The sequence below is a fragment of the Pseudonocardia xinjiangensis genome (assembly GCF_012911925.1).
Taxonomy (GTDB): domain Bacteria; phylum Actinomycetota; class Actinomycetes; order Mycobacteriales; family Pseudonocardiaceae; genus Pseudonocardia; species Pseudonocardia xinjiangensis.
Map to the genome: position 1 here is coordinate 31,870 of NZ_JAAXKY010000032.1, position 23,360 is coordinate 55,229.

Here is a 23,360-nt window from a genome sequence, read left to right on the forward strand (position 1 = left end):
GGTCATGCTGCTCCGGCGTGCGCGCGGACCTGCTGCAGGTCCGCGATGAGCCCGGTGCCACCCTGCCCGCCCACCGCGAGTGACGCCGCCGCGGTGCCCAGCCGCACGGCGTCCTGCAGGTCGTCCCCGAGGGCGAGGCGGGCGGCGACGGTGCCGACGAAGACGTCGCCCGCCCCGGTCTGGTCGACCAAGGCGGGGGCCGGGACGGCCGGGACCCACTGGTCGGGCGCACCCCTGCCGGGCGAGACATGGACGCCCCGCTCCCCGCAGGTGACGGCGACCGCACCGGCGCCGAGCTCCCGCAGCCTGGTGACGGCGGCAGCGGGGTCGCCGGTGCCGAGCAGGGCGGCGGTCTCGGCGGGGGCCGACGGGGTGAGCAGCGCGGCGAGCGGAGCGAGGTCGGTGAGCACGGCCGCCGCGGCGGCCGAGGTGGTGAGCCGGGGACGGAAGTTCGGGTCGTAGACGAACCGGCGGCCCAGCTTCGCCGCCGCGAGCACGGCGTCCCGGGCCGAGGTCGAGAGTGCCGCCGTGATCCCGCTCGCGAGCACCGCGCCCGCTGTGGCGAGCGTGTCGGCGTCGAGGTCACCCGGGGAGAGCCCGGCCCCCACCGAGCCCGCCCTGGCGTAGCTGAACTGCCGCTGACCGGACGGGTCGCTGTGCAGCAGGTAGACGCCCTGCTGGCCGCGGACCCGGCGCACCAGCGCGTCGTCGACGCCGAGCGCGCGGATCCGGGCGACGACGGCGTCGCCGAGCTCACCGGTGGCGACGCGCGCGACGATCGCCACCCTGGCTCCGGCGGCGGCCGCCGCGGCGGCGGCGTTCACCACGTCGCCGGAGACGCCGAGGGTGGCCGCCACCCCGTGGCCGAACGGTTCGGTGGTGGCGACCTCGACGAGCGGCTCGCCCAGGAGGACCACGTCGTAGTGCGCGCTCACCAGTCGTGCACCGACCCGTCGAGGCGCCGGTTCACCGGCAGCTGCCGCGGGTCGTACGGGAAGCGGGCCGCCGCCTCCTCGTCGACCTCGACGCCCAGACCTGGCGCGTCCCCGGGATGCATGTATCCGTCCTTGAAGCTGTAGGAGGTGCGGAACACCTCGCCTGCGGGTTCGCGGTGGCCCATGTACTCCTGGATCCCGAAGTTCGGTACCGACAGGTCGACGTGCAGTGCGGCAGCCATCGCCACCGGGGAGAGGTCGCCCGGCCCGTGGGAGCCGGTGCGCACCCCGTACAGGTCGGCGAGGGAGAAGATGCGGCGCAGGTGGGTGATGCCGCCGGCGTGGGTCACCGAGGTGCGGATGTAGTCGATCAGCCGCTCGGTGATCAGCTGCTGGCAGTCCCAGATCGAGTTGAACACCTCGCCGACGGCCAGCGGCGTGGTGGTGTGCTCCCGGATCACCCGGAACGCCGACTGGTCCTCCGCGGGGGTCGGGTCCTCGAGCCAGAACAGGCGGTGCGGTTCGAGGTCGCGGCCGAGCCGGCCCGCCTCGATGGGGGAGAGCCGGTGGTGCACGTCGTGCAGCAGGTGGAAGTCGAACCCGAAGCGCTCCCGGACGGCGCCGAGCATCTCGGGGGCGAAGCGCATGTAGGGCCCGGTGTCCCAGAGGTGCTCGGCGGGCAGCGACGACGAGGCGGGCTCGTAGAGCTTTCCGTCGGGGGCGGGGACGCCGTAGGTCCCCTCCAGCCCGGGCACCGCCGCCTGGGCCCGCACCGCGAGGTAGCCATCGTCGAGACGGCGCGCGACGTCGTCGAGCAGGGCGGGGACGTCGGAGCCGCTGGCGTGGCAGTAGACCAGCACGCCGTTGCGCGCCGCACCGCCGAGCAGCTGGTAGACCGGCAGCCCGGCCACCTTCCCCTTGATGTCCCACAGCGCCATGTCGACCGCCGCGATCGCCGTCATCGTCACCGGGCCGCGCCGCCAGTAGGCGCCCCGGTAGAGCAGCTGCCAGGTGTCCTCGATGCGGGCCGGGTCGCGGCCGACGAGCAGCGGGCACACGTGCTCGGTGAGGTAGGCCGCCACGGCGAGCTCGCGGCCGTTGAGGGTGGCGTCGCCCCAGCCGACGACGCCGTCGGAGGTGGTGATCTTCAGGGTCACGTAGTTGCGCCCCGGGCCCGAGACGAGCACGCGGGCGTCGGCGATCGTGGTCACGAGTCCTCCTTGTTGCCTCGGCCGGTCCAGTCGGCGTACTCGCGGCCTCCGAGCAGCCCCGGTGCGGTCTCCGGCATCCGGAGGAGCGCAACGATACTGATCATGGTCAACGCGGCGACGTAGACCGCGACCCAGGTGAACGCGCCGTCGGCCGCCACCAGCAGGGCGGCCGCCACGACCGTGAACGGGCCGCTGGCGATCATCGCCCCGAACTGCCAGACGATCGACACCCCGCTGTAGCGGGCCGAGGACGGGAACAGCTCGGGGAAGTAGGACGCCTGCGGCGCGTACGTCCCGCCGTGCCCGAGCGCGAGACCCGCAACCAGCAGCAGCGTGATGACGGCGACGTCGCCGGTGCGGACGGCGAGGAACGCGGGCACCACGAGCACGAGGTTGAGCACGGCGGCGCCGAGGAGGACCGGGCGCCTGCCCACCCGGTCGGTGAGCCTGCCGATGATCGGGATCAGGATCAGCTCGGCGATGATCGCGATGATCACCGCGTCCAGCACGATCGCCGTGTCGACGCCCTGGCTCTTGGCGTAGGTGACCAGGAAGATCGTGTAGAAGGGGAAGACGGCGGCCTCCACGAACTTGGTCAGCGTGCCGCCGATCACCTCGCCGCGGTTGTCCCGCACCAGCGTGGCGAGCGGGGATCTCACCGGCTGCCGCTCCTTGACCGCCCGGAACGCCGCCGACTCCGGCACGCGGAGGCGGATGTAGAGCCCGATCACCACCACCACGGCACTCAGCAGGAACGGCACGCGCCAGCCCCACGAGAGGAACTGCTCGTCGGTGAGCCGGGCGTCGAGCACGGCGAACAGCGCCGTCGGGATGAGGTAGGCCGCGGGGGAGCCGAGCTGCACGAAGCTGGTGACGAAGCCGCGGCGCTCCGGCGGGGCGGCCTCCGCGGTCAGCAGCACGGCCCCGCCCTGCTCGCCGCCGACGCCGAACCCCTGCACGAGGCGCACGATCACGAGGATGACCGCGGCCCAGATGCCGATCTCGTCGTAGGTGGGCATCAGGCCGACCGCGAACGTGCCGATGCCCGTCAGCAGCAGCGTGTAGACCAGCGTGCGCTTGCGGCCGACCCGGTCGCCGACCCAGCCCCAGAAGATCCCGCCGAACGGGCGGGCGAAGAAGCCGACGGCGTAGGTGGAGAACGCCGCGAGCGTCCCGACCAGCGGGTCGACCTCGGGGAAGAAGACCGTGTTGAAGACCAGCGCCGAGGCCGTGCCGTAGATGAAGAAGTCGTAGTACTCGGCGATCGTGCCGATCACGGACGCGGCGACCGTGCGGCGCAGCATCGCCGGGGTCGTGGCGGGCGCCCTGGCGTGGTCCCCGCCGGGCGCGGGATCGAGTTCGGTCGGCATCGACTCTCCTGTGGCAGCGGGCATTGTCATACGATCCACTGCCATACAAGCACTACCATACTGGCGGAGGCAACCGGTACGGTGGCCCGGTGGGACGGGGGGAGCCAGGGCACCGGTCGGCACGCGTCGTCGTGTACGAGCAGCTGCGCCGCCGGATCGTCAGCGGCGAGCTGCCGCCCGGCGCCCCGCTCTCGGAGAACGACCTGGCCGCCGAGCTGTCCGTGTCGCGCACCCCGGTCCGCGAGAGCCTGATCCTGCTCGCCGACGAGGATCTCGTGCAGGTCTTCCCGCAGCTCGGCTCGTTCGTCTCCCGGGTCGACATCCGCCACGTCGCCGATGCGCAGTTCGTGCGGGAGGCGATCGAGATCGCCTCCCTCCGCGACGCCGCCGACCGCCTCGACGCGCCGGCCCTGGCCGCCCTGCGCGACGTGCTCGCCCGGCAGCGCGCCGCGGGCGACGACGTCGAGGAGTTCTTCCGGCTCGACGAGGAGTTCCACCAGATGCTGCTCGGCGTCGGCGGCCACGCCGGGGCGTGGCGGGCCGTCCAGTCGGCGAAGGTCCACCTCGACCGCGCCCGCCGCCTCGGGCTCCGCACGGTGAGCCCCGTCGCCCCCCTGGTCGCCCAGCACACGGCCGTGGTCGACGCCCTCGCCGCGGGCGACCCGGAGGCGGCCGAGACGGCGCTGCGGGAGCACCTGCGCGCGGTGTTCGACGACATCGAGCGGATCCGCGAGCGATCCCCCGAGCTGTTCACGAGCGAGGGGACGAGCCGCCCGGCGCGTCGCAACATCACCGTCTGGCGCTGACCCCGCCCCCACCCCCCGCGAGTCGCCCAGAACCGGTGCGCGAGTCGCCCAGAACCGGTGCGCGAGTCGCCCGGAACCGGTGCGCGAGTCGCCCGATGAGCGCGACGAGATCCGCGGATCGGCCCGGTGGAGGGCGGACAGGTGGGTCTCGCAGCGATCAGTGGGTGGTCAGCGGGCCGCGGAGTGCTCGACCGCGACCCGGCGGGGCTCGGCGGGTGGGGCGGCGCACGAGCCCCGCACCACGAGCCGGGTGGGTAGTCGCACGTGCGTCTGAGGCAGGTCGCGGCCGGCCAGCAGCTCCACGAGCATCTCGATCGCGCGCTGGCCCATCAGCTGCAGCGGCTGCTCGATCGTGGTGAGCCCGGGCTCGGTCATCGCGCTCTCGGGGACGTTGTCGAACCCGATGACCGACAGGTCGCCGGGTACCCGCAGGCCCAGCGCCATGGCGACGTCAATCGTCGTGATCGCGGAGACGTCGTTAGCGGCGAAGATCGCCGTGGGCCGGTCGGGCAGGGTCAGCAGCTGCCGGGCTGCGTCCTCGGACGCCGAGTCGTCGTAGCCGCCTGCCCGCACCAGGTCCGGGTCGGGGGTGATGCCGGCGGCCTGGAGGGCGCTGCGGTAGCCCTCCTCGCGCTGCGGGCCGGACTCGAGGTCGCGCGGTGGCCGCCTGAGCAGGCCGATGCGCCGGTGCCCCAGGCCCAGCAGGTGCTCGACGGCGAGCTGGGCGCCACGGAAGTTGTCGGAGTCGACGGTGGGGACCTCCGAGCCGGTGTGGGGGTCGACGGCGACGACGGGGGTGGAGAACGGGGCGGTGTCCACCGTGGGCGTGACCATCACCGCGCCGTCGATCAGCGTGCCGGAGAGCCGGGACAGGTAGCGGTGCTCCCAGCCCATGCGCTCGGCGCCCTTCCCGCCTGCGGCGTAGACGACCAGCTCGTACCCGGTGCCCTTGATGGCGCGGGCCGCGCCCTTGAGCAGCTCGGCGCTGTAGGGCTCGATGTCCCACACGAGTACGCCGATGACGTTGGTGCGGTGGTTGCGCAGGCTGCGCGCGACCAGGCTCGACTCGTACCCGAGCTCGGCGATCACCGCGCGCACCCGGTCGACGGTGCTGGTGGCGACGCCGTAGCGGTCGTTGAGCACCTTGGAGACCGTCGAGACCGACACGCCGGCCCGGGCGGCGACATCGTGGATGGTCACGCGGCTGTAGCTCACGGGGGCAGACTGTAGCGTGTAGAAAACGTTATCGATAACGATTGACACGCTCCGCGACACGTTGCAAGATCCCTGCAGTTCCAGTCCAGCGGGCTGAGATTCCACCTAGCGGAAAAGTTCGGCAGGGCACCGGTGCCAGTCGTCTGACGTCGGTGCCGCGCGATCACCGACGTGCCCCGGGTCCACCGTCGGGACCGGGGTCAGAGAGGCGGACAGAGTGAAGGCATCGGTCAGGACGCGGAGGGCCGTGGCCGCGGTGGGAGTCGCCGTGGCGCTCGCCGGCGCAGCGGCCTGCGGCACCGCGGGGCCCCAGGCGAGCGGCGGGGGCGTCGCCTCGGCGTGGATCATCAGCGGGGTCACGGAGAAGGCGTTCGACAACTCCTTCGACGCCTGGGACTCCGCCCATCCCGACCAGAAGTTCGCCATCCAGTCGTTTGCGAACGACCCCTACAAGCAGAAGATCCGCACCGCCGTCGGGGCTGCCGACGCCCCCACGCTGATCTACGGGTGGGGCGGCGGGGTGCTGCGGTCCTACGTGCAGGCCGGCTCGGTGGACGACATCTCCGACCTCGCGGCCGACCCCGCGCTGAAGGGCCGCTTCCTGCCCTCGGTGGCGGCGGTCGGGCAGGTGGACGGCAAGACCTACGCCGTGCCCAACAACGGGGTGAAGCCCGTGATGTTCTATTACAACAAGGACCTGTTCGCGAAGATCGGCGCCCAGCCCCCCGCCACCTGGGGGGAGATGATGGCGCTGGTGCCGCGGTTCCAGGCCGCCGGCGTCTCGCCGTTCGCCGTGGCCGGCCAGCCGAAGTGGCCGCTGCTGCCGTGGTTCACCTACCTCGTCGACCGCATCGGCGGCCCCGACGTGCTGAACGGGATCGTCGCGAACAAGCCGGACGGCTGGTCCGACCCCGCGGTGCTCCAGGCGAACCGGATGATCCAGGACCTGGTGAACAAGGACGGGTTCATCAAAGGCTTCGCGTCCGTCTCCACCGACAGCGGCGCCGACGTCGCGCTGCTCTACACGGGCAAGGCCGCGATGACCCTCGGGCTGCCCGCCACCTACCAGACGATCAAGACGGGCGACGCGCAGTTCGTCGCGGACGGCAAGCTCGGCTACTTCGCGTTCCCCGCCGTGGAGGGCGGCAAGGGCGACCCGGCGGACGTGGTGGGCAACCCGTCGAACTACTGGTCCATCTCCGCGAAGGCCACCCCGCAGGAGAAGCAGGTGGCGCGCGACTACATCAAGAGCAACCTGCTGAACGACCAGTACTCGGCGGACCTGCTCGCCGTCGGCAACGTGCCCCCGGTGGCCGGCCTCGACGACAAGCTCGCGGCGTCGACCGACCCCGCCTACTTCCGGGCCGTCTACGACGCCACGGCGAAGGCGCCGAACTTCCAGCTGTCGCTGGACCAGGCGCTGACCCCGGCGCAGGGTGACGCGCTGCTGACCAACCTGCAGCAGGTCTTCCTCGGCCAGATCACGCCCGAGCAGTTCTCCACCGCGATGAACGCCACGATCGGCAGCTGAGCGCCGTGACCGTCTCGACTGCATCGACCCCGGCCCCGGCGCTCGTCCGGGAGCCGGAGGGCCGACCGCAACGCAAGGGCGCCAGCGGGCTGCTCGCCGTGCCCGCGCTCGCGTTCTTCGTGGTCTTCGCGCTCGTCCCGCTCGCCGGTGCCGTGGTGCTGAGCTTCGCCGACTGGGACGGGCTGGGCGAGGTCGGCTGGGCGGGCTGGCGCAACTGGTCCGGCGTGCTCACCGACCCCGTCACCGGCCAGGCCCTGCTGCTGACGCTGAAGATCATGGTGGTGTCCTGGCTGGTCCAGACCCCGATCAGCCTGCTGCTCGGCGTGTTCACCGCGGGCACGCAGCGCTACCGCGCGCTGCTGGCGGTGCTCTACTTCGTGCCGCTGCTGCTGTCCTCCGCCGCCGTGGCCATCGCGTTCAAGGCCATCCTCGACCCGAACTTCGGGATCGGTGGGGCCCCAGGGCTCGGCTTCCTGGCGCAGGACTGGCTCGGCGACCCCGACCTCGTGCTCTACGTGGTGATCTTCGTGATCGCCTGGCAGTTCGTGCCGTTCCACACGCTGCTCTACCAGGCGGGGGTCCGGCAGATCCCGACCTCGCTCTACGAGGCGGCCACGATCGACGGCGCGAGCACCTACCAGCAGTTCCGCCACATCACGCTGCCGCAGCTGCGCTACACCATCGTCACGTCCTCGACGCTGATGCTGACCGGTTCCCTGACCTACTTCGACGTGGTGTTCGTGCTCACCGGCGGCGGTCCGGGGACGGCGACGCGGTTGCTGCCCCTCGACATGTACCTCACCGGGTTCTCGGCCAACGACATGGGCGGGGCCAGCGTGCTGGCCGTGATCCTCGTGGTGGCGGGGCTGGGACTGGCCTTCGTGCTGACCAGGTTCTCCGGCTTCGCCCGCATGAGCAGCGAGCAGGAAGGGCTCTGATGGCAGTCACGGTCACGGCGGGGGAGCGGTCGGTGCGGCAGCGCCCCGGGCCGGCACCCGTCCGTCGCTCACGCGGTCTGCGGCGCCCGCCCAACGTGCTCGCCGGGCTCGGCGGCTTCGTCTGGCTGGCGGTGATCATCCTTCCGATCTACTTCGTGGTGATCTCCAGCCTCCGCAGCCAGGCCGGGTTCTTCTCCACGAACCCGCTGGTCCCGCCCACCGACATCACCTTCGACAACTACCTGCTGGTGCTGCAGAGCGGGTTCGGCCTGTACTTCCTCAACAGCGTGATCATCACGGTGTCCGCCGTGGCGGCGACGGTGGCGATCTCGCTCATGGCCGCCTACGCGGTGGTGCGGGGCAACGGCCGGTTCGTCCGCTCGACGTTCTCGGTGTTCCTGCTGGGCCTGGCGATCCCGACCCACGCGACGATCATCCCGCTCTACTACATGATCACCAGGACGCACCTGTACGACAGCCTCGCCGCGCTGGTGCTGCCGTCCATCGGGTTCGCCGTGCCGATCACCGTGCTGATCCTCGCGAACTTCATGCGCGACATCCCGAACGAGCTGTTCGAGTCGATGCGGCTCGACGGCGCCGGTGACTGGCGCATCCTGTGGAACCTCGTGCTGCCGCTGGCCCGCCCCGCGCTGGTGACCGTGGCGATCTACGACGGCCTGCACGTGTGGAACGGGTTCCTGTTCCCGCTGATCCTCACCCAGAGCGCCGACAAGCGCGTGCTGCCGATGGCGCTGTGGACGTTCCAGAGCGAGTTCACCGTGAACGTGCCCGGCGTGCTCGCGGCCGTCGTCCTGTCGACGCTGCCGATGCTCGCCGCGTACGTGCTGGGCCGCCGCCATCTCGTGCGCGGTCTCACCGCCGGCTTCGGCAAGTGACCCCGATCCCGTTCGACGAAGGAGAGTCCCACCCCATGCACGACGAGTCCGTGATGATCCGGGTCGACGGCGACCACCTGGCCACCGCAGCAGGTGTTCCCGTGCGGCTGCGCGGGGTGGGTCTGGGCGGCTGGATGAACATGGAGAACTTCATCACCGGCTACCCCTCCACGGAGGAGTTGCAGCGCAAGGCGATGCGCTCGGTGCTCGGCCCGGAGGTGGCCGACGCGTTCTTCGACCGCTTCCTGGAGGTGTTCTTCACCGACGAGGACGCCCGGTTCCTCGCCGAGCGCGGGATGAACTCCGTGCGACTGCCGTTCCACTACCGCCACTTCGAGGACGACGCCCGGCCGCTGGAGCTGAAGGAGGAGGGCTTCCGGCTGCTGGACCGGGCGATCGACGCGTGCGCCCGCAACGGCCTCTACACGGTGCTGGACCTGCACGCCGCGCCCGGCTTCCACAACCAGCGCTGGCACAGCGACAACCCCACGCACCGGTCGTTCTTCTGGACCCATCGCCACTTCCAGGACCGGGTGGTGCACCTGTGGGAGGCGCTCGCCGACCGCTACAAGGACAACCCGTGGGTGGCCGGCTACAACCCGCTCAACGAGCCCGCCGACTCCGACGGCGAGGCGATCGGCCCGTTCTACGAGCGGCTGCACAAGGCCATCCGCGCGGTGGACCCCCACCACGTGATCTTCCTCGACGGCAACCGGCACGCCACGGAGTTCGACGCCTTCGCCGATCCGTGGGAGAACACGGTCTACACGGTGCACGACTACGCGTTGGCCGGGTTCGCCGACAGCGGTGACTACCCGGGGATCTCCCGCGGGCAGTACGTCGACCGCGACTACATCGAGCAGCGTTTCCTGCAGCGCTCGGAGTACATGCGCCGCACCGGCACGCCGATCTGGGTGGGCGAGTTCGGCCCGGTCTACAGCGGTGACCCGGTCCGTGACGACGCCCGCTACCGGGTGCTCGACGACCAGCTCGACATCTACGACGAGCACGCCGCCGGCTGGAGCCTGTGGACCTACAAGGACATCGGGCTGCAGGGCGTGGTGCACGCCGCGCCGGACTCGGCGTACCTGCAGCGGATCGCGCCGGTGCTGGAGAAGAAGGCCCGGCTCGGCGTGGACGTCTGGGGCGGCGTCGACACCGGGGTGCGCCACATCCTCGACCCGATCGAAGCCACGGTGGCCGAGGAGTTCCCCGACTTCGACCCGCTGCCGTTCGGGCAGCAGCAGTGGATCCACGTGCTGGTGCGCCACATCCTGCTGGCGGAGCCGATGGTGCACGACTTCGCCCGCTGCTTCGCCGGGATCGACGCCGAGCAGGCCCGGGCGCTGGCCGACTGCTTCGCGTTCGGGCAGAGCGTGGTGCGGACCAGGCTCGTCGAGGTACTGGAGAAGCACCTGTGAAGATCACCCGGATCGAGACGCTGGTCCGCGGGCCGCTCGCGATCGTGCGGGTCGGCACCGACGACGGCGTGGTCGGCATCGGGCAGACCGCGCCCTACGAGGCCGCCACCAGCGCACACGTGCTGCACACGATGGTGGCCCCGCTGTTCATCGGCCGGGACCCCTGGGACGTGGAGGCGCTGGTCGACGAGTGCCTGCGCGTGCACTACAAGTTCCCGAGCAGCTTCCTGCACCGCGCGCTCGCGGGCGTCGACACCGCGTTGTGGGACGTGCTGGGCATCGTCACGGGGCAGCCGGTGGCGAAGCTGCTGGGCGGGCACGCCCGGGCGTCGGTGCCGATGTACGCCTCCAGCATGCTGCGCTCGGTCACCCCGGAGCAGGAGGCCGAGCGGCTCGCCGGGTTCGTCGCGGAGCAGGGTTTCCGCGCGGTGAAGATCCGTGTCGGCGAGGCGATGGGCCGCGACGCCGACGCGGCACCGGGCCGGACGGAGCGGATCGTCCCGCACGTGCGCGCGGTGCTGGGCGACGGCGTCGACCTCTCGGCGGACGCCAACGGCGGCTTCTCCGTGGGCCGCGCGATCCGCGTGGGCCGGCTGCTGGAGGAGCACGGCTACTTCCACTTCGAGGAGCCCTGCCCGTTCCCCGAGCTGGAACAGACCGCGCAGGTGGCCGCCGCGCTGGACATCCCCGTCTCGGGTGGGGAGCAGGACATCTCGCTCACGCAGTTCCACCGCATGATCACCGGCCGGGCCGTCGACATCGTGCAGCCCGACATCGGCTACATCGGCGGGGTCTCGCGGGCGCGCAAGGTGGCCGTGCTGGCCGAGGCCGCCGGGATCCCGTGCACGCCGCACTGCGCCAACGACTCGCTGCTGCAGGTGTTCTCGCTGCACCTGGCGGCGGCCATGCCCGCGTGCACGCAGTACCAGGAGTGGAGCATCGAGACCACGCCGTGGACCCGCGGGGTGTACGAGCCGATGCTCCGGGTCGTCGACGGCCACGTCGACGCACCCACCGCCCCGGGGTGGGGGGTGGCGCTGGACCCGGCGTTCGTCCGGGATGCCGAGCTCACCACCTCGGCGGCCTGAGGCTCCCGGGCGGCGCCGACCAGGGGACGCGGCGCCGCCCGGTGCCCGATGGTGCGGCGAGCTCGACGTGAGCGTCAGGGGGCAGGGTCTCCGTGGGCCGCCTCGACGCCGTCGAGCAGCACCGCGAGGCCGACGGCGAGTGCCGCCCGTGCCTCGCGTTCCAGGTAGGGCGTGGGATCGTCGGCCGGGTGCTGCGCGCCCGCACTCCCGAGCCACGTCGACTGGGGGAAGCGGTCGGCGAAGTCGGGCACGATCTCGGCGAGCACCGCGGCGCGGCCGGCCCACCACTCCTGCTCGGAGCCGCCTTCGGCCGCGGCGCGCGACTCCGCGATCGTCCCGGCCGTCCCGCGGACGATGTGGAAGAGCATGCTCACCACCCGGCGCAGCACCTCGGGGCTCGAACCGGTGGAGCGCAGGATCCCCACCACGTCCTCGAGCACGGCCTGCTCGTGCGGCCCGAGCACCGGGCGCGCGAAGGACACCTGCAGCGCCCACGGGTGCCGGACGTAGAGCGCGACGAGGTCCTCGGCCCAGGCCGTGACGCCCGCGCGCCATCCCGCAGGGAGTGCGTGGTCTCCCGGCAGCTCGGCGTGGACGCCGTCGTAGATCAGGTCGATCAGCTCGTTCTTGCCCGGCACGTACGTGTAGAGCGCCATCGCCGTGACGCCCAGCCGCTCGGCCACCGCGCGCATGGACAGCCCGGCCACACCGGTCTCGTCGGCCGCCGCGACGGCCGCCGCGACGATCGCGTCGACGCCGAGGCCCGGCCGGGGGCCGGGGCGCCGCGCCGGTGGAGCCGGCTCCCGCCAGAGCAACGGCAGTGATCGCGCGGCGTCGCCGGAACCCGCGAGAACAACCACGACGACAACTCCTTACGCCGTAAGCTAATGTGCGCTCCCTGTTGCTCTACAGCATAAAGAGTTGGGAGATGCCGGATGCCGATGCACCGAGCGCGACTGCACGACGGGGCGAGCATCGAGGTGGAGGTCCGGGGCGCCGGGCCTGCGGTGCTGCTGCCGGTGAACCCCCGCCCGGTCGAGGGGCCGCAGGCCGATGCGATGCGCGAGTGGGGTGTCGACCCGGCACTCGGGCGAGGGCTCGTCGACGGGCTGGCCGACGCGTACCGGGTGGTGGCCTTCGACTACGAGGGCCACGTGTTCGCCACGCCCAAGCCGCACACGCTGACACCGGCGAACGTCGTCAGGGACATGCTGGCCGTGGCCGACGCCGCCGGCGTCGACCGGTTCGCCTGGTACGGCTACTCGTGGCTCGCGCTGAGCGGCCTGCAGATCGCCATCCGCACCGACCGGCTGTGGGCGCTGGCGATGGGAGGCTTCCCGCCGATCGGCGGCCCGTACGCCGAGATGCTGCAGGTGACGCTGGCGACCCACCGGATGGCCACCGAGCTCCGGCCGGTGCCGACACCGTCGGGAGCCGGGCCGTCGCCGGACGAGATCGACTGGTCGACGGTGGACACCGGGGTGAGCGAGCCGCAGGCCCGCCAGTTCGTGACGCTGTACGAGGCCCTCCAGGACTTCGACGACGCCGCCGTGCAGCCGGGCCTGACATGTCCGCGCCTCTGCTTCGCCGGCTCGGCCGACGAGATCGAGTACGGGGAGCGCTGGGGCGGCGTGCACGTGAGCATGGCCGGTCCGCTGGCCGGGCGACGCGCCGAACTGGAGGCCCACGGCTGGCAGGTGCATGTCCTTCCCGGGCTCGACCACACGTCGGCCATGCAGGTCACGAACGTCCTGCCGGTCCTGCGGCCCTGGCTCGCGGCGGCGGCGGAACTGATTTGTTAATGAGTGCACGCTCATTTACCGTGCGTGTGTGAGCTCCGACGGCAGGCGCGCCCCCCGGATGGCGCCCGACGACCGCCGGGCCGCCATCGTGGCCGCCACGCTCCCGCTCGTGCTGCGCCACGGGTACGCGGTGACCACCCGCCAGATCGCCCAGGCGGCCGGGATCGCCGAGGGCACGATCTTCCGGGTCTTCCCCGACAAGGAGTCGGTGGTCCAGGCCGTCGTGGCCGACGCGTTCGACCCGGCGCCCACGCTGCGCGACCTGGCCGCCGTCGACCGGGCTCTGCCGCTCCGCGAGCGGCTCACCGCAGCCGTCACGGTGCTCCAGCGTCGCCTGACGGACGTCTTCGGCCTGCTCAACGCGCTGGGCTGGACCGGGCCGCCGCACCGGGAGGGGCGAGCTGCCGGGCCGGCCCCGCCGGGCCGGGCCAACCCGACCGAGATCAACGAGCGGTTCCGGGCCGCCGTCGTCGACCTGGTCGGCCCCGACGCGTGCCGGCTGCGTGTGCCGGCTGCCGAACTCGCCCATGTCCTGCGGCTGCTCGTCTTCTCCGGCACCCACCCGCTCATCGCCGACGGGCGCCAGCTCTCCGCCGAGCAGATCGTCACCGTGCTGCTCGACGGCCTCTCCGCACCGCTCCCCGCACGCCCCGACCCAGAGGACCACCCATGCTGATTCGCCTGTTGCGCGAGCGGCTGCGCCCCTACACCCGGCCGTTGCTGGTGGTCGTGGCGCTGCAGCTGCTCGGGACGATGGCGTCGCTCTACCTGCCGAGCCTCAACGCCCGCATCATCGACCAGGGCATCGCCCGCGGCGACACGGGCTACATCGTGACCGTCGGCGCGTGGATGCTGCTCGTCGCGCTGGTCCAGATCGTGTGCTCGGTCGCGGCCGTGTACGTCGGCTCGCAGACCGCCATGGGCTTCGGCCGGGACGTCCGGGGCGCGTTGTTCCACCGGGTGGGGGAGTTCTCCGCGCGTGAGGTCAACCGGTTCGGCGCCCCGTCGCTGATCACCCGCGGCACCAACGACGTCCAGCAGGTCCAGATGCTCGTGCTGCTGTCCTGCACGATGCTGGTGACCGCGCCGATCATGTGTTTCGGCGGGGTGATCATGGCCCTGCAGGAGGACGCGCAGCTGTCCTGGCTGGTGCTGGTCTGCGTCCCCGTGCTGGCGCTCTCGATCGGGGCCGTGATCGTGCGGATGGTCCCGGGCTTCCGCAGCATGCAGACGCGCATCGACGACGTGAACCGCATCCTCCGTGAGCAGATCACCGGCATCCGGGTGGTCCGGGCGTTCGTCCGCGAGCCGGAGGAGACGGCGCGGTTCGCCCGGGCCAACACCGACCTCACGGACGTGGCCCTGCGGGTCGGGCGCCTCCAGGCCAGGATCTTCCCGATCGTCATGCTCGTGCTGAACATCTCGAGCGTGGCGGTGCTGTGGTTCGGCGCCGGGCGGATCGACACGGGGCAGATGCAGGTCGGCGCGCTCACCGCGTTCCTGACCTACCTCACCCAGATCCTCATGGCCGTCATGATGGCCACGTTCATGGTGATGATGATCCCCCGCGCGGCCGTCTGCGCGGAGCGCATCAACGAGGTGCTCGACACCGAGTCCTCGGTGGCCCTCCCCGAGACGCCCGTCGTCCCGCAGGTCGCCACGGGGGTGCTGGAGCTGCGTGGGGCGGGCTTCGCCTATCCGGGTGCGGCCGAACCCGTGCTGCGCGACGTCACCTTCACCGCGCGGCCGGGCACCACCACGGCGATCGTCGGGAGCACCGGCGCGGGCAAGACCACCCTGCTCGGGCTCGTGCCCCGCCTGTTCGACGCGACGGGCGGCGCGGTCCTGGTCGACGGCACCGACGTGCGTGAGCTCGACCCCGAGTACCTCTGGGGCCGGGTCGGGATCGTGCCGCAGAAGCCCTACCTGTTCTCCGGCACCGTGGCGAGCAACCTGCGCTACGGCAACCCCGACGCCACCGACGACCAGCTGTGGGCGGCGCTGGAGGTGGCCCAGGGCGCCGACTTCGTGCGCGCCATGCCCGAGGGCCTCGACGCGCCGATCACCCAGGGCGGCACGAACGTCTCCGGCGGCCAGCGCCAGCGGCTCGCCATCGCCCGGCTGCTCGTCAGGGCCCCCCAGGTCTACCTCTTCGACGACTCGTTCTCCGCGCTCGACCTCGCCACCGACGCCCGGCTGCGCGCGGCACTGCGACCCGTCACGAAGACGGCGACGGTGCTGGTGGTGGCGCAGCGGGTGGCCAGCATCCGGGACGCCGACCAGATCGTCGTGCTCGACGACGGTGCCGTCGTCGGCATCGGCACCCACGACGAGCTGCTCGCCGGCTGCCCCACCTACGTCGAGATCGTCGCGTCCCAGTTCAGTGCGGAAGAGTTCGGTGCAGAAGAGCTCGGTGCCGTCCGGATCAGTGCAGAGGAAATGGCATGACCAGCCCGTCCCCGACCACCGTCCCGCCGGGCAAGGGCGGCGACGACACCGGCCGTGCGGCACGGGAGATGACAGCCGCTCGCCGGGGCGGTGGGCCGCCGTGGGCGTCGGCCGGGATGCCGGCCGAGAAGTCGATGGACTTCGGCCCGTCGGCGCGCAGGCTGTTCGGCAGGCTCGCGCCCGAGCGGGCCGGGGCGATCGTGGTGGTCGTACTCGGCATCGTCAGCGTGACGCTCTCGGTGATCGGCCCGAAGATCCTCGGCCACGCCACCGACGTGATCTTCACCGGCGTGATCGGGCGGCAGCTGCCTCCCGGCATCACCACGGCCGAGGCGGCCGACGCGGCGCGTGCCGCGGGCAACGAGACCTTCGCCAACGTGATCGAGGGCCAGTCGGTGGTGCCCGGGCAGGGCATCGACTTCGGGTTGCTCGGTCAGGTGCTGCTCGGCGTCGTCGCGATCTACGTGGCCGCCTCGCTGTTCGGCTGGCTGCAGGGGTACCTGCTCAACGGGATCGTCCAGCGCACGATCTTCTCGTTGCGCCGGGAGGTGGAGGACAAGCTCAACCGGCTGCCGCTGCGCTACTTCGACCGCCAGCAGCGGGGCGAGGTGCTCAGCCGGGTCACCAACGACATCGACAACATCTCCCAGACCCTGCAGCAGACCATGAGCCAGCTGCTGACGTCCGTGCTCACGGTGGTCGGTGTGCTGGCGATGATGCTGGTGATCTCACCGCTGCTGGCGCTGGTCGCGCTCGTCACGATCCCGGTCTCGGTGCTGGTCACCCGGGCCATCGCGAAGCGGTCGCAGAAGCAGTTCGTGGCGCAGTGGCGGGGCACCGGCGTGCTCAACGCCCACATCGAGGAGGCGTTCACCGGTCACGAGCTGGTGCGGGTGTTCGGGCGGCGCCGTGAGGTGGAGGCGGACTTCGCGGCGAAGAACGAGCGGCTGTACGACGCCAGCTTCCGGGCGCAGTTCATCTCCGGGATCATCATGCCGTCGATGATGTTCATCGGGAACCTGAACTACGTGCTGGTGGCCGTGGTCGGTGGCCTGCGGGTGGCGTCGGGCTCGATGAGCCTCGGCGACGTCCAGGCCTTCATCCAGTACTCGCGCCAGTTCACCCAGCCCCTGACCCAGGTGGCCTCGATGGCCAACCTGCTGCAGTCCGGGGTGGCATCGGCCGAGCGGGTGTTCGAGCTGCTCGACGCCGAGGAGCAGGTGCCCGACCCGGCCGTGCCCGCGGTGCCGGCCACGCGCCAGGGCCGGGTGGTCTTCGAGCACGTCTCGTTCCGCTACCAGCCGGACGAGCCCCTCATCGACGACCTGTCGCTGACCGCGGAGCCGGGCCAGACCATCGCGATCGTCGGGCCGACCGGGGCTGGCAAGACCACGCTGGTCAACCTGATCATGCGGTTCTACGAGCTCGGCTCCGGCCGGATCACCCTCGACGGCGTGGACACCGCGACGATGGACCGCGCCACCCTGCGCTCCGGCGTCGGGATGGTGCTGCAGGACACGTGGCTGTTCGGCGGCACGATCCGCGACAACATCGGCTACGGCGACCCCACGGCGAGCGAGGAGCAGATCCTGGCGGCGGCCCGGGCGACCTACGTGGACCGCTTCGTCCGCAGCCTGCCCGACGGCTACGACACGGTGATCGACGACGAGGGCGGCAACGTCAGCGCGGGCGAGAAGCAGCTGATCACGATCGCGCGGGCGTTCCTCGCCGACCCGACGCTGCTCATCCTCGACGAGGCCACCAGCTCGGTGGACACGCGTACGGAGGTGCTGGTGCAGCGGGCGATGGCGGCGCTGCGGTCGGACCGCACCAGCTTCGTGATCGCCCACCGGCTCTCGACGATCCGGGACGCCGACCTGATCCTCGTGATGGAGTCGGGGCGCATCGTCGAGCAGGGCACGCACGACGAGCTGCTGGCCGCCCGCGGGGCCTACCACGAGCTGTACGCGGCACAGTTCTCGGCGGCGTCGGCGCAGGCCGACTGAACCCGGCTGTGCCGGAGAGGCTCAGGCGGGGTCGGAGGCCATCTTGATGAATGTCACCTCGTCCACGGGCACCTCGCGACCGGTGTCGTCGATGAACCCCACGTGCACCGGGTGGTCGCCGTCCACGGTGCGCCGCACCGCCGTGGGTCCGAGCTCGTAGGGCCGGTGCTCGTCGCCCCACTGCTGCAGGGCGCCGAGCACCAGCCGCAGGTCGCGGCCCGCGGGCGTCAGGTGGTAGCTGTCGCGGACGCGCGCGCCCGGCTCGCGATAGGGGTGCTTCTCCAGCACGCCCGCCTCCACCAGCGTGGCCAGCCGGTTGCTGAGCACGTCAGGGGCCACGCCGAGCGTGGCGCGGAAATCGGCGAACCGGGTGATGCCCTCGAAGGCCTCGCGCAGGATCAGGAACGTCCAGCGCTCACCCAGCACCTCGAGCGAGCGCGCGATCGAGCACATCCTGTTCTTCTCCGCGGGCGTCATGTGTCCAGTCTAACCCTGACTTGCCATACCCTACTGAGCTAGCTTAGTTTGAAATAACTACTCAGGTTGACGGTCAGGACACAGGAGGACGGCATGGACATCCAGAACTCGGTCGCGGTGGTCACCGGTGCGAACAGGGGGCTCGGCCGGCAGCTCGCCGCGCAGCTCGCGGCGCGAGGGGCGAGGGTCTACGCCGGAGCGCGCAACCCCGCCTCGATCGACCTGCCCGGCGTGGTGCCGCTGCAGATCGACATCACCGACCCGGCGTCGGTCGCGGCGGCCGCGGCCGTGGCGAGCGACGCGACCCTGCTCGTCAACAACGCCGGCATCGACACGTTCACCGACCTGCTCGACGGCGACCTCGACAAGATCCGGCTCGACATGGAGACGGCCTACTTCGGCACGCTGCAGACCACCCGTGCGTTCGCGCCGGTCATCGAGGCCAACGGCGGCGGCGCCGTGCTGAACGTGCTGTCCGTGCTGTCCTGGGTGCACGTCGCGCCGCACGAGGCGTACTCCGCCGGCAAGGCCGCGAGCTGGGCGATGACCAATGCCCTGCGAGTGCGGCTCGCGCCCAAGGGCATCACGACCACCGCCCTGCACGTCGGTTACATGGACACCGACATGGCAGCCAACGCCACCCTCCCGAAGAGCGACCCGGCGCTCGTTGCCGCCCTCGCGCTGGACGGGGTGCAGGCGGGCGCCCACGAGGTGCTGGCGGACGAGCTCAGCAGGACCGTGCAGGCCGGCCTCGCGGGCGGCGTCGCGGCGCTGTACCCGCAGCTGGCTGCCACCTCGTCCTGAGTCCTACCGCCGCCGGCCTCGGACCGGCGGGGGCTCGGGCAGTCCGAGGTCGAGAGCGTGGTCGACGAGCAGGGCCGGGAGATCAGGGCCACGGTCCCCGGCCTCGGCCGGAGGAACAGGTGCCTCCGGTCGGCCGTTCTCGTCGGTGTGGATTCGACGCTCGGACCTGTCCCCGGTGACTCGGGCTCCCGCCTCCCGTCCTCGGCGGAGGACCCCGACTTCTTCCGGCTGCTGGTGGACAGCCACCAGCGGTTCGTCGGAGCGCCGCTGGTCGACCCGGCGGCCACCGCGCGCTGGCTCTACGAGGACGCGCCGTTCGGCCTGCTGGCGCACGACGCCGACGCCGATCCCCGGTTCGTCTACGCGAACCGGACTGCGCAGCGGTGTTTCGAGTACGGTTGGGACGAGTTCACCGGACTGAGATCCCGGCTCTCCGCCGAGCCGGACCGCCAGGAGGACCGCAACCGGTTGCTCGCGGAGGTCCGGGAGCACCAGTTCTCCACCGGCTACCGGGGGCTTCGCATCGCGAGATCCGGTCGGCGGTTCTGGATTGAAGACGTCACCATGTGGAACCTCGTGAGTGTCGGCGGCGTCCGGATCGGACAGGCAGCCGTCTTCTACCGGTACTCCGACGCGTCGACAACCCGGCCGGAGGTCGGGCGGACCGCTTTCTAGGAAAGCAGGGACAGTGACGTGAGGTTCGGGCTGGGTCTTCCCCAGCGCACCGACCGGTACGACATCGAGAGCGACGTCGCGCGCATCGCCCGGGGGGCGGAGCGTGCGGGGTACTCGAGCCTCTGGGTCTACGAGCGGGTGCTGTTCCCCCTTCCGGCCGCCGGTGGCCGCAACGGCGTGCCGGGTCTGCCGTGGTCCGACGGTTACCGGACCTGCGCCGACCCCTTCACCGTCCTCGCGCTCGCATCGGTGGCGACGCAGGACGTGCGGCTGGGCACCTGCGTCATCGTGGCCCCGTTGCATTCGTCCCTGCACCTGGCCAGAACCCTGGCCACCCTCGACCTCGCCAGTGGCGGGCGGGTGGTCGCCGGCTTCGGCTGCGGCACGTCGAGTGACGAGTACCGCGGGGCCGGCGCGGACTTCGTCCACCGCGGCCGCTCCCTCGACGAGGCGGTCGACGCCTGCCGCGCGCTGTGGGGGCCCGACCCGGTGTCGTACCGCGACTCGCGGATGGCCATCGAGAACGCGCTCGTGTCGCCGAAGCCCGCGGCGCCGCTCCCGGTGCTGCTGGGTGATGGGACCACCCGCCGGTCGATCGAGCGCATCGCCGGCAAGGCCGACGGGTGGCTGCCCATGGGCACGTCCGCGGGGGCGATCGAGAAGGGCTGGAAGCAGATCCGCGACCGCGCGGCGGAGCTCGGCCGGGACCCCGGGCTCCTCGAGCTGATCCCGCGCGCGAACGTCGTCTTCCGGCCACCGGTGGCCCGGGCCGACCGGCAACCGTTCCACGGATCGTTACAGCAGGTAGTCGACGACATCGCCGGCCTCGCCGAGCTCGGCGCCACCGAGGTCCTCATCGATCTCACCTGGACGGCCCGGGGCGGTGAGGAGCTGCTCGACCTGGCACTGCAGGTGCTGGGTGAGCTCGACGCTGCCGGACTGCACTGATCAGCGGTTACATGGCTTGGGTCACAAAATGCGTGAGGGTTGAACTACTTCTTCGCGTGGCCCGTTCTCCGGTGTGTGACCGTATCGCAGAGCGCCGTTCACGCGGAGACGTTCGTCCGAGCGCTGTACGAGGACGTCGCTGGACCGCTTTATGGTTACGTTGTGCGGTTGACCGGCGACCGGGCAAGGGCTGAGGAAGTCGTGCAGGAGACGTTCGTCCGGGCCTGGCGGCGCGCCCACAAGCTCAACCGCGGCCCCGAGGAGCTGCGGGGCTGGCTGTTCACCACGGCCCGCAACCTCGTCACCGACCTGTGGCGCTCCGACGCCGCACGCCCGACGACCGTCTCGGACGAGCGCGCCCTGGGCGCGGCACCCGCTGCCGACGACCTCGAACAGGCGGTGCAGCGCTGGACGGTCGCCGACGCGCTCGATCGGCTGAGCATCGAGCACCGCACGGTCCTGGTCGAGACGTACTACGAGGGACGGTCGGTGAACGAGGCCGCGCAACGGCTCGGCATTCCCCCCGGCACCGTCAAATCCCGCACGTACTATGCGCTGCGCGCGCTTCGACTGGTGCTGGAGGAGATGGAGGTGGCCCGGTGACCGACGGCGAGTGCAGGCGGCTCGAGCTCGGCGCCTACCTCGTCGGCAGCCTCGAACCGGACGAGCGTGCCGTCGTCGACCAGCACGTCGCCGACTGCGGCGAGTGCCTCACCGAACTGGCCGAGCTGGCCCCGATCCCGGCGCTCCTCGGGAGCCTCAACCCCGCCGAGGCGCGCCAGCGGCTGCTGGTGCCGGGCCCCGGTCTCCTGTCGCGGGCGATCGAGGCGGTGAAGGAGGACGACGATCTCCACAGCCGCCGGCTGCGCAGATGGAAGCTGGTGGCCTCGGCGGCCGCCGCCGTGGCCATCGCCGCCGCCCTGCCCCAGGTGATCCCGACCGCCGCCGCCACCCCGCTGGCCGTCGCGACCGGCGTCACCGCAGCGGGCATGGGGACCATGGAGCAACGGACGTGGGGCACCGCGGTGCAGCTCCAGCTCACCGGGCTGCCTCCGGCGCCGGGCTATCGCGCGTACGCCACCGCCCGCGACGGGCACACCGAGGTGGCGGCCAACTGGGGGGCCACCCCGGGCGGCCGGGTCACCATCAGCGGAGCCACCGCCATTCCCCGCAGCCAGCTGGCTTTCATCCAGGTCCGCACGATCGACGGGCGACCGCTGATGACGCTGCCCTGCTGACACCGCCCTGCTGAAGCCGGACCCGGATCCGAGGATTGCGATCGTTCCTGCGGGGAACGTTGCGCGCAGATGGCGCGACGCGAACGGAGACGATCGATGAGCAAGGACCAGTTCACCCCGCGGGACCCCGGCGAGCAGCACGGCGCCCCGGGAAGTGGCGACGAGACCGTGGCGTACCCGGGCCGCACGGGGGAGCTGGACGTGCGTCCCGACCACGGCGAGGAGACCTACCGGGGCACCGGGCGCCTGGAGGGCCGGAAGGCCGTGATCACCGGCGGCGACTCCGGAATCGGCCGGGCCGTCGCGCTCGCGTTCGCCCGGGAGGGCGCCGACGTGCTCATCTCCTACCTGGAGTCGGAGGAGAAGGACGCCCAGGAGACCGTCCGGCTCGTCGAGGAGGCGGGTCGCACGGCGGTGACCGTGCCCGGTGACCTCCGCGAGGAGGCGCAGTGCCGGGCGGTGGTCGACCGGGCGGTGCAGGAGTTCGGCCGGATCGACGTGCTGGTGAGCAACGCCGCCTACCAGATGTCGCAGGACGGCGGCATCGACGCCATCACCACCGAGCAGTTCGACCGCGTGATGAAGACGAACGTGTACGCGATGTTCTGGCTCTGCAAGGCGGCGATCCCGCACATGCCGGAGGGGTCGTCGATCATCACGACCTCGTCGGTGCAGGCCTTCAACCCCTCGCCGCACCTGATGGACTACGCCACGTCCAAGGCGGCGATCGTCAACTTCACCAAGGCGTTGGGCAACGACCTCACGGAGAAGGGCATCCGGGCCAACTCCGTGGCTCCCGGTCCGGTGTGGACACCGCTGATCCCGGCGACGATGCCGGAGGACAAGCTCGAGTCGTTCGGACAGCAGTCGCCGCTGGGGCGGGCCGCGCAGCCTGCGGAGCTCGCCCCCATCTACGTGTTCCTGGCCTCCCAGGAGTCGAGCTACATCACCTCGGAGGTGATCGGGGTGACCGGCGGTTCTCCGATCACCTGATCGGCGTTCGATGATGACCCGGCGCGGGTACCGACAGGCGTGGGGATGATCGGGAAAGTCGACGACTACCAGCGACGACACCGCTGGCTCGGGGTGCCGCTCGCCGTGGTCTACAAGTTCGTCGACGACCAGGGCTCCTACCTGGCCGCGCTGATCACCTACTACGGTTTCCTGTCGCTGTTCCCGCTGCTGCTGGTCATGTCGACCGTGCTCGGGTTCCTGCTGCCGGGCAACCCCGGGTTGCAGCAGCAGCTGATCGACAGCGCGTTGTCGCAGTTCCCGATCATCGGTGACCAGCTCACCAGCACGGCGCAGCCGCTGCGCGGGTCGGGCTTCGGGCTGGCGATCGGGATCGTGGTGTCGCTGTACGGCGGCCTCGGGGTGGCGGTCGCCGTGCAGAACGCGCTCAACCAGGTGTGGGGGGTGCCGATCAACAAGCGGCCCGACCCGTTCAGCGCGCGCCTGCGCAGCCTGCTGATGCTCGCCCTGCTCGGCCTCGGGGTGCTGGTCACGACGGTGCTGTCGGCGCTCGCCGCGGGGGCGGGCACCGTCGGGGCG

At 71.5% G+C, this 23,360-nt stretch carries 23 protein-coding genes; 17 read left to right on the forward strand and 6 right to left on the reverse strand.

The features are described from left to right. Positions 1 to 2: 2 nt before the first annotated feature. Genes HF577_RS12485 through HF577_RS12495 form a run of 3 tightly spaced genes read right to left on the reverse strand, consistent with a single transcriptional unit; the run spans position 3 to position 3,516 of the window. Complete coding sequence (locus HF577_RS12485) at positions 3 to 935, reverse strand: PfkB family carbohydrate kinase (RefSeq protein ID WP_169395972.1); 933 nt, start codon at positions 933 to 935, stop codon at positions 3 to 5. After that, complete coding sequence (gene manD / locus HF577_RS12490; RefSeq protein WP_169395973.1) at positions 932 to 2,146, reverse strand: D-mannonate dehydratase ManD; 1,215 nt, start codon at positions 2,144 to 2,146, stop codon at positions 932 to 934. Before manD ends, HF577_RS12485 begins: the two co-directional genes overlap by 4 nt. Beyond that, positions 2,143 to 3,516 carry an MFS transporter gene (locus tag HF577_RS12495; RefSeq protein WP_211174162.1) on the reverse strand — a complete coding sequence of 458 codons (1,374 nt, stop codon included), beginning with the start codon at positions 3,514 to 3,516 and terminating at the stop codon, positions 2,143 to 2,145. Before HF577_RS12495 ends, manD begins: the two co-directional genes overlap by 4 nt. 89 nt (positions 3,517 to 3,605) lie before the next feature. Here HF577_RS12495 and HF577_RS12500 point away from each other — a divergent pair, with 89 nt between their 5' ends. Further along, entirely contained in the window at positions 3,606 to 4,322 is a 717-nt protein-coding gene (locus HF577_RS12500; RefSeq protein ID WP_312859100.1) for a GntR family transcriptional regulator, read from the forward strand. 168 nt (positions 4,323 to 4,490) lie between these two features. Here HF577_RS12500 and HF577_RS12505 read toward each other — a convergent pair whose 3' ends face one another. Then, positions 4,491 to 5,537 (reverse strand): LacI family DNA-binding transcriptional regulator, encoded by a 1,047-nt coding sequence (locus HF577_RS12505; protein ID WP_312859101.1) that lies wholly within the window; start codon positions 5,535 to 5,537, stop codon positions 4,491 to 4,493. A 247-nt stretch (positions 5,538 to 5,784) separates the two neighbouring features. Between HF577_RS12505 and HF577_RS12510 the strand changes: the two genes are divergently transcribed. From HF577_RS12510 to HF577_RS12530, 5 genes are read left to right on the forward strand one after another with little or no spacing between them, the layout of a single operon-like run. Next, positions 5,785 to 7,068 carry an extracellular solute-binding protein gene (locus HF577_RS12510; protein WP_312859102.1) on the forward strand — a complete coding sequence of 428 codons (1,284 nt, stop codon included), beginning with the start codon at positions 5,785 to 5,787 and terminating at the stop codon, positions 7,066 to 7,068. Continuing rightward, complete coding sequence (locus HF577_RS12515; RefSeq protein WP_169395991.1) at positions 7,065 to 8,006, forward strand: carbohydrate ABC transporter permease; 942 nt, start codon at positions 7,065 to 7,067, stop codon at positions 8,004 to 8,006. The genes HF577_RS12510 and HF577_RS12515 overlap by 4 nt, the downstream gene beginning before the upstream one ends. Further along, complete coding sequence (locus HF577_RS12520) at positions 8,006 to 8,902, forward strand: carbohydrate ABC transporter permease (RefSeq protein ID WP_169395975.1); 897 nt, start codon at positions 8,006 to 8,008, stop codon at positions 8,900 to 8,902. The genes HF577_RS12515 and HF577_RS12520 overlap by 1 nt, the downstream gene beginning before the upstream one ends. A 35-nt stretch (positions 8,903 to 8,937) precedes the next feature. Further along, complete coding sequence (locus HF577_RS12525) at positions 8,938 to 10,323, forward strand: glycoside hydrolase family 5 protein (protein ID WP_211174163.1); 1,386 nt, start codon at positions 8,938 to 8,940, stop codon at positions 10,321 to 10,323. Then, complete coding sequence (locus HF577_RS12530) at positions 10,320 to 11,411, forward strand: mandelate racemase/muconate lactonizing enzyme family protein (RefSeq protein ID WP_169395976.1); 1,092 nt, start codon at positions 10,320 to 10,322, stop codon at positions 11,409 to 11,411. Before HF577_RS12525 ends, HF577_RS12530 begins: the two co-directional genes overlap by 4 nt. A 74-nt stretch (positions 11,412 to 11,485) precedes the next feature. Here HF577_RS12530 and HF577_RS12535 read toward each other — a convergent pair whose 3' ends face one another. Beyond that, positions 11,486 to 12,271, reverse strand: coding sequence for a TetR/AcrR family transcriptional regulator (locus HF577_RS12535; RefSeq protein WP_169395977.1), 786 nt, complete (start codon positions 12,269 to 12,271; stop codon positions 11,486 to 11,488). Positions 12,272 to 12,346: 75 nt separating this feature from the next. Between HF577_RS12535 and HF577_RS12540 the strand changes: the two genes are divergently transcribed. Genes HF577_RS12540 through HF577_RS12555 form a run of 4 tightly spaced genes read left to right on the forward strand, consistent with a single transcriptional unit; the run spans position 12,347 to position 17,667 of the window. After that, entirely contained in the window at positions 12,347 to 13,213 is an 867-nt protein-coding gene (locus tag HF577_RS12540; protein WP_246266281.1) for an alpha/beta fold hydrolase, read from the forward strand. A 28-nt stretch (positions 13,214 to 13,241) separates the two neighbouring features. After that, positions 13,242 to 13,889 (forward strand): TetR/AcrR family transcriptional regulator, encoded by a 648-nt coding sequence (locus tag HF577_RS12545; RefSeq protein WP_211174164.1) that lies wholly within the window; start codon positions 13,242 to 13,244, stop codon positions 13,887 to 13,889. Then, positions 13,883 to 15,661, forward strand: coding sequence for an ABC transporter ATP-binding protein (locus HF577_RS12550; protein WP_169395978.1), 1,779 nt, complete (start codon positions 13,883 to 13,885; stop codon positions 15,659 to 15,661). Before HF577_RS12545 ends, HF577_RS12550 begins: the two co-directional genes overlap by 7 nt. Further along, positions 15,658 to 17,667, forward strand: a complete 2,010-nt coding sequence (locus tag HF577_RS12555; RefSeq protein WP_407692203.1) for an ABC transporter ATP-binding protein — start codon at positions 15,658 to 15,660, stop codon at positions 17,665 to 17,667. The genes HF577_RS12550 and HF577_RS12555 overlap by 4 nt, the downstream gene beginning before the upstream one ends. A 21-nt stretch (positions 17,668 to 17,688) precedes the next feature. Here the strand turns inward: HF577_RS12555 and HF577_RS12560 are convergent, their stop codons facing one another. Beyond that, complete coding sequence (locus HF577_RS12560; protein ID WP_169395979.1) at positions 17,689 to 18,144, reverse strand: winged helix-turn-helix transcriptional regulator; 456 nt, start codon at positions 18,142 to 18,144, stop codon at positions 17,689 to 17,691. Between the two features lie 93 nt (positions 18,145 to 18,237). On the opposite strand from HF577_RS12560, the gene HF577_RS12565 reads away from it, so the two are divergent. From HF577_RS12565 to HF577_RS12595, 7 genes are all read left to right on the forward strand, one after another. After that, complete coding sequence (locus tag HF577_RS12565; protein WP_169395980.1) at positions 18,238 to 18,948, forward strand: SDR family oxidoreductase; 711 nt, start codon at positions 18,238 to 18,240, stop codon at positions 18,946 to 18,948. 57 nt (positions 18,949 to 19,005) lie between these two features. Further along, complete coding sequence (locus HF577_RS12570; protein ID WP_211174165.1) at positions 19,006 to 19,623, forward strand: MEKHLA domain-containing protein; 618 nt, start codon at positions 19,006 to 19,008, stop codon at positions 19,621 to 19,623. 18 nt (positions 19,624 to 19,641) lie between these two features. Further along, the gene (locus HF577_RS12575; RefSeq protein WP_169395981.1) at positions 19,642 to 20,571 is read left to right on the forward strand and encodes a TIGR03619 family F420-dependent LLM class oxidoreductase; all 930 of its coding nucleotides are present in this window, start codon (positions 19,642 to 19,644) and stop codon (positions 20,569 to 20,571) included. A gap of 75 nt (positions 20,572 to 20,646) precedes the next feature. Beyond that, positions 20,647 to 21,174, forward strand: a complete 528-nt coding sequence (locus tag HF577_RS12580) for a sigma-70 family RNA polymerase sigma factor (RefSeq protein WP_169395997.1) — start codon at positions 20,647 to 20,649, stop codon at positions 21,172 to 21,174. Next, positions 21,171 to 21,809: an anti-sigma factor family protein gene (locus HF577_RS12585; protein ID WP_169395982.1), complete on the forward strand. Its 639-nt coding sequence runs from the start codon at positions 21,171 to 21,173 to the stop codon at positions 21,807 to 21,809. The genes HF577_RS12580 and HF577_RS12585 overlap by 4 nt, the downstream gene beginning before the upstream one ends. Positions 21,810 to 21,905: 96 nt before the next feature. Continuing rightward, on the forward strand, positions 21,906 to 22,802 hold the full coding sequence (locus HF577_RS12590) for an SDR family oxidoreductase (RefSeq protein WP_169395983.1): 897 nt from the start codon (positions 21,906 to 21,908) through the stop codon (positions 22,800 to 22,802). A gap of 45 nt (positions 22,803 to 22,847) precedes the next feature. After that, the coding region (locus HF577_RS12595) for a YihY/virulence factor BrkB family protein (protein WP_211174167.1) at positions 22,848 to 23,360 on the forward strand (513 nt) is incomplete at its 3' end.

Coding starts and splice junctions, on each gene's coding strand:
- HF577_RS12520 (WP_169395975.1), top strand. CDS start 8,006: ATGGCAGTCACGGTCACGGCGGGGGAGCGGTCGGTGCGGCAGCGCCCC.
- HF577_RS12590 (WP_169395983.1), top strand. CDS start 21,906: ATGAGCAAGGACCAGTTCACCCCGCGGGACCCCGGCGAGCAGCACGGC.
- HF577_RS12560 (WP_169395979.1), bottom strand. CDS start 18,144: ATGACGCCCGCGGAGAAGAACAGGATGTGCTCGATCGCGCGCTCGCTC.
- HF577_RS12565 (WP_169395980.1), top strand. CDS start 18,238: ATGGACATCCAGAACTCGGTCGCGGTGGTCACCGGTGCGAACAGGGGG.
- HF577_RS12540 (WP_246266281.1), top strand. CDS start 12,347: ATGCCGATGCACCGAGCGCGACTGCACGACGGGGCGAGCATCGAGGTG.
- HF577_RS12555 (WP_407692203.1), top strand. CDS start 15,658: ATGACCAGCCCGTCCCCGACCACCGTCCCGCCGGGCAAGGGCGGCGAC.
- HF577_RS12525 (WP_211174163.1), top strand. CDS start 8,938: ATGCACGACGAGTCCGTGATGATCCGGGTCGACGGCGACCACCTGGCC.
- HF577_RS12495 (WP_211174162.1), bottom strand. CDS start 3,516: ATGCCGACCGAACTCGATCCCGCGCCCGGCGGGGACCACGCCAGGGCG.
- HF577_RS12550 (WP_169395978.1), top strand. CDS start 13,883: ATGCTGATTCGCCTGTTGCGCGAGCGGCTGCGCCCCTACACCCGGCCG.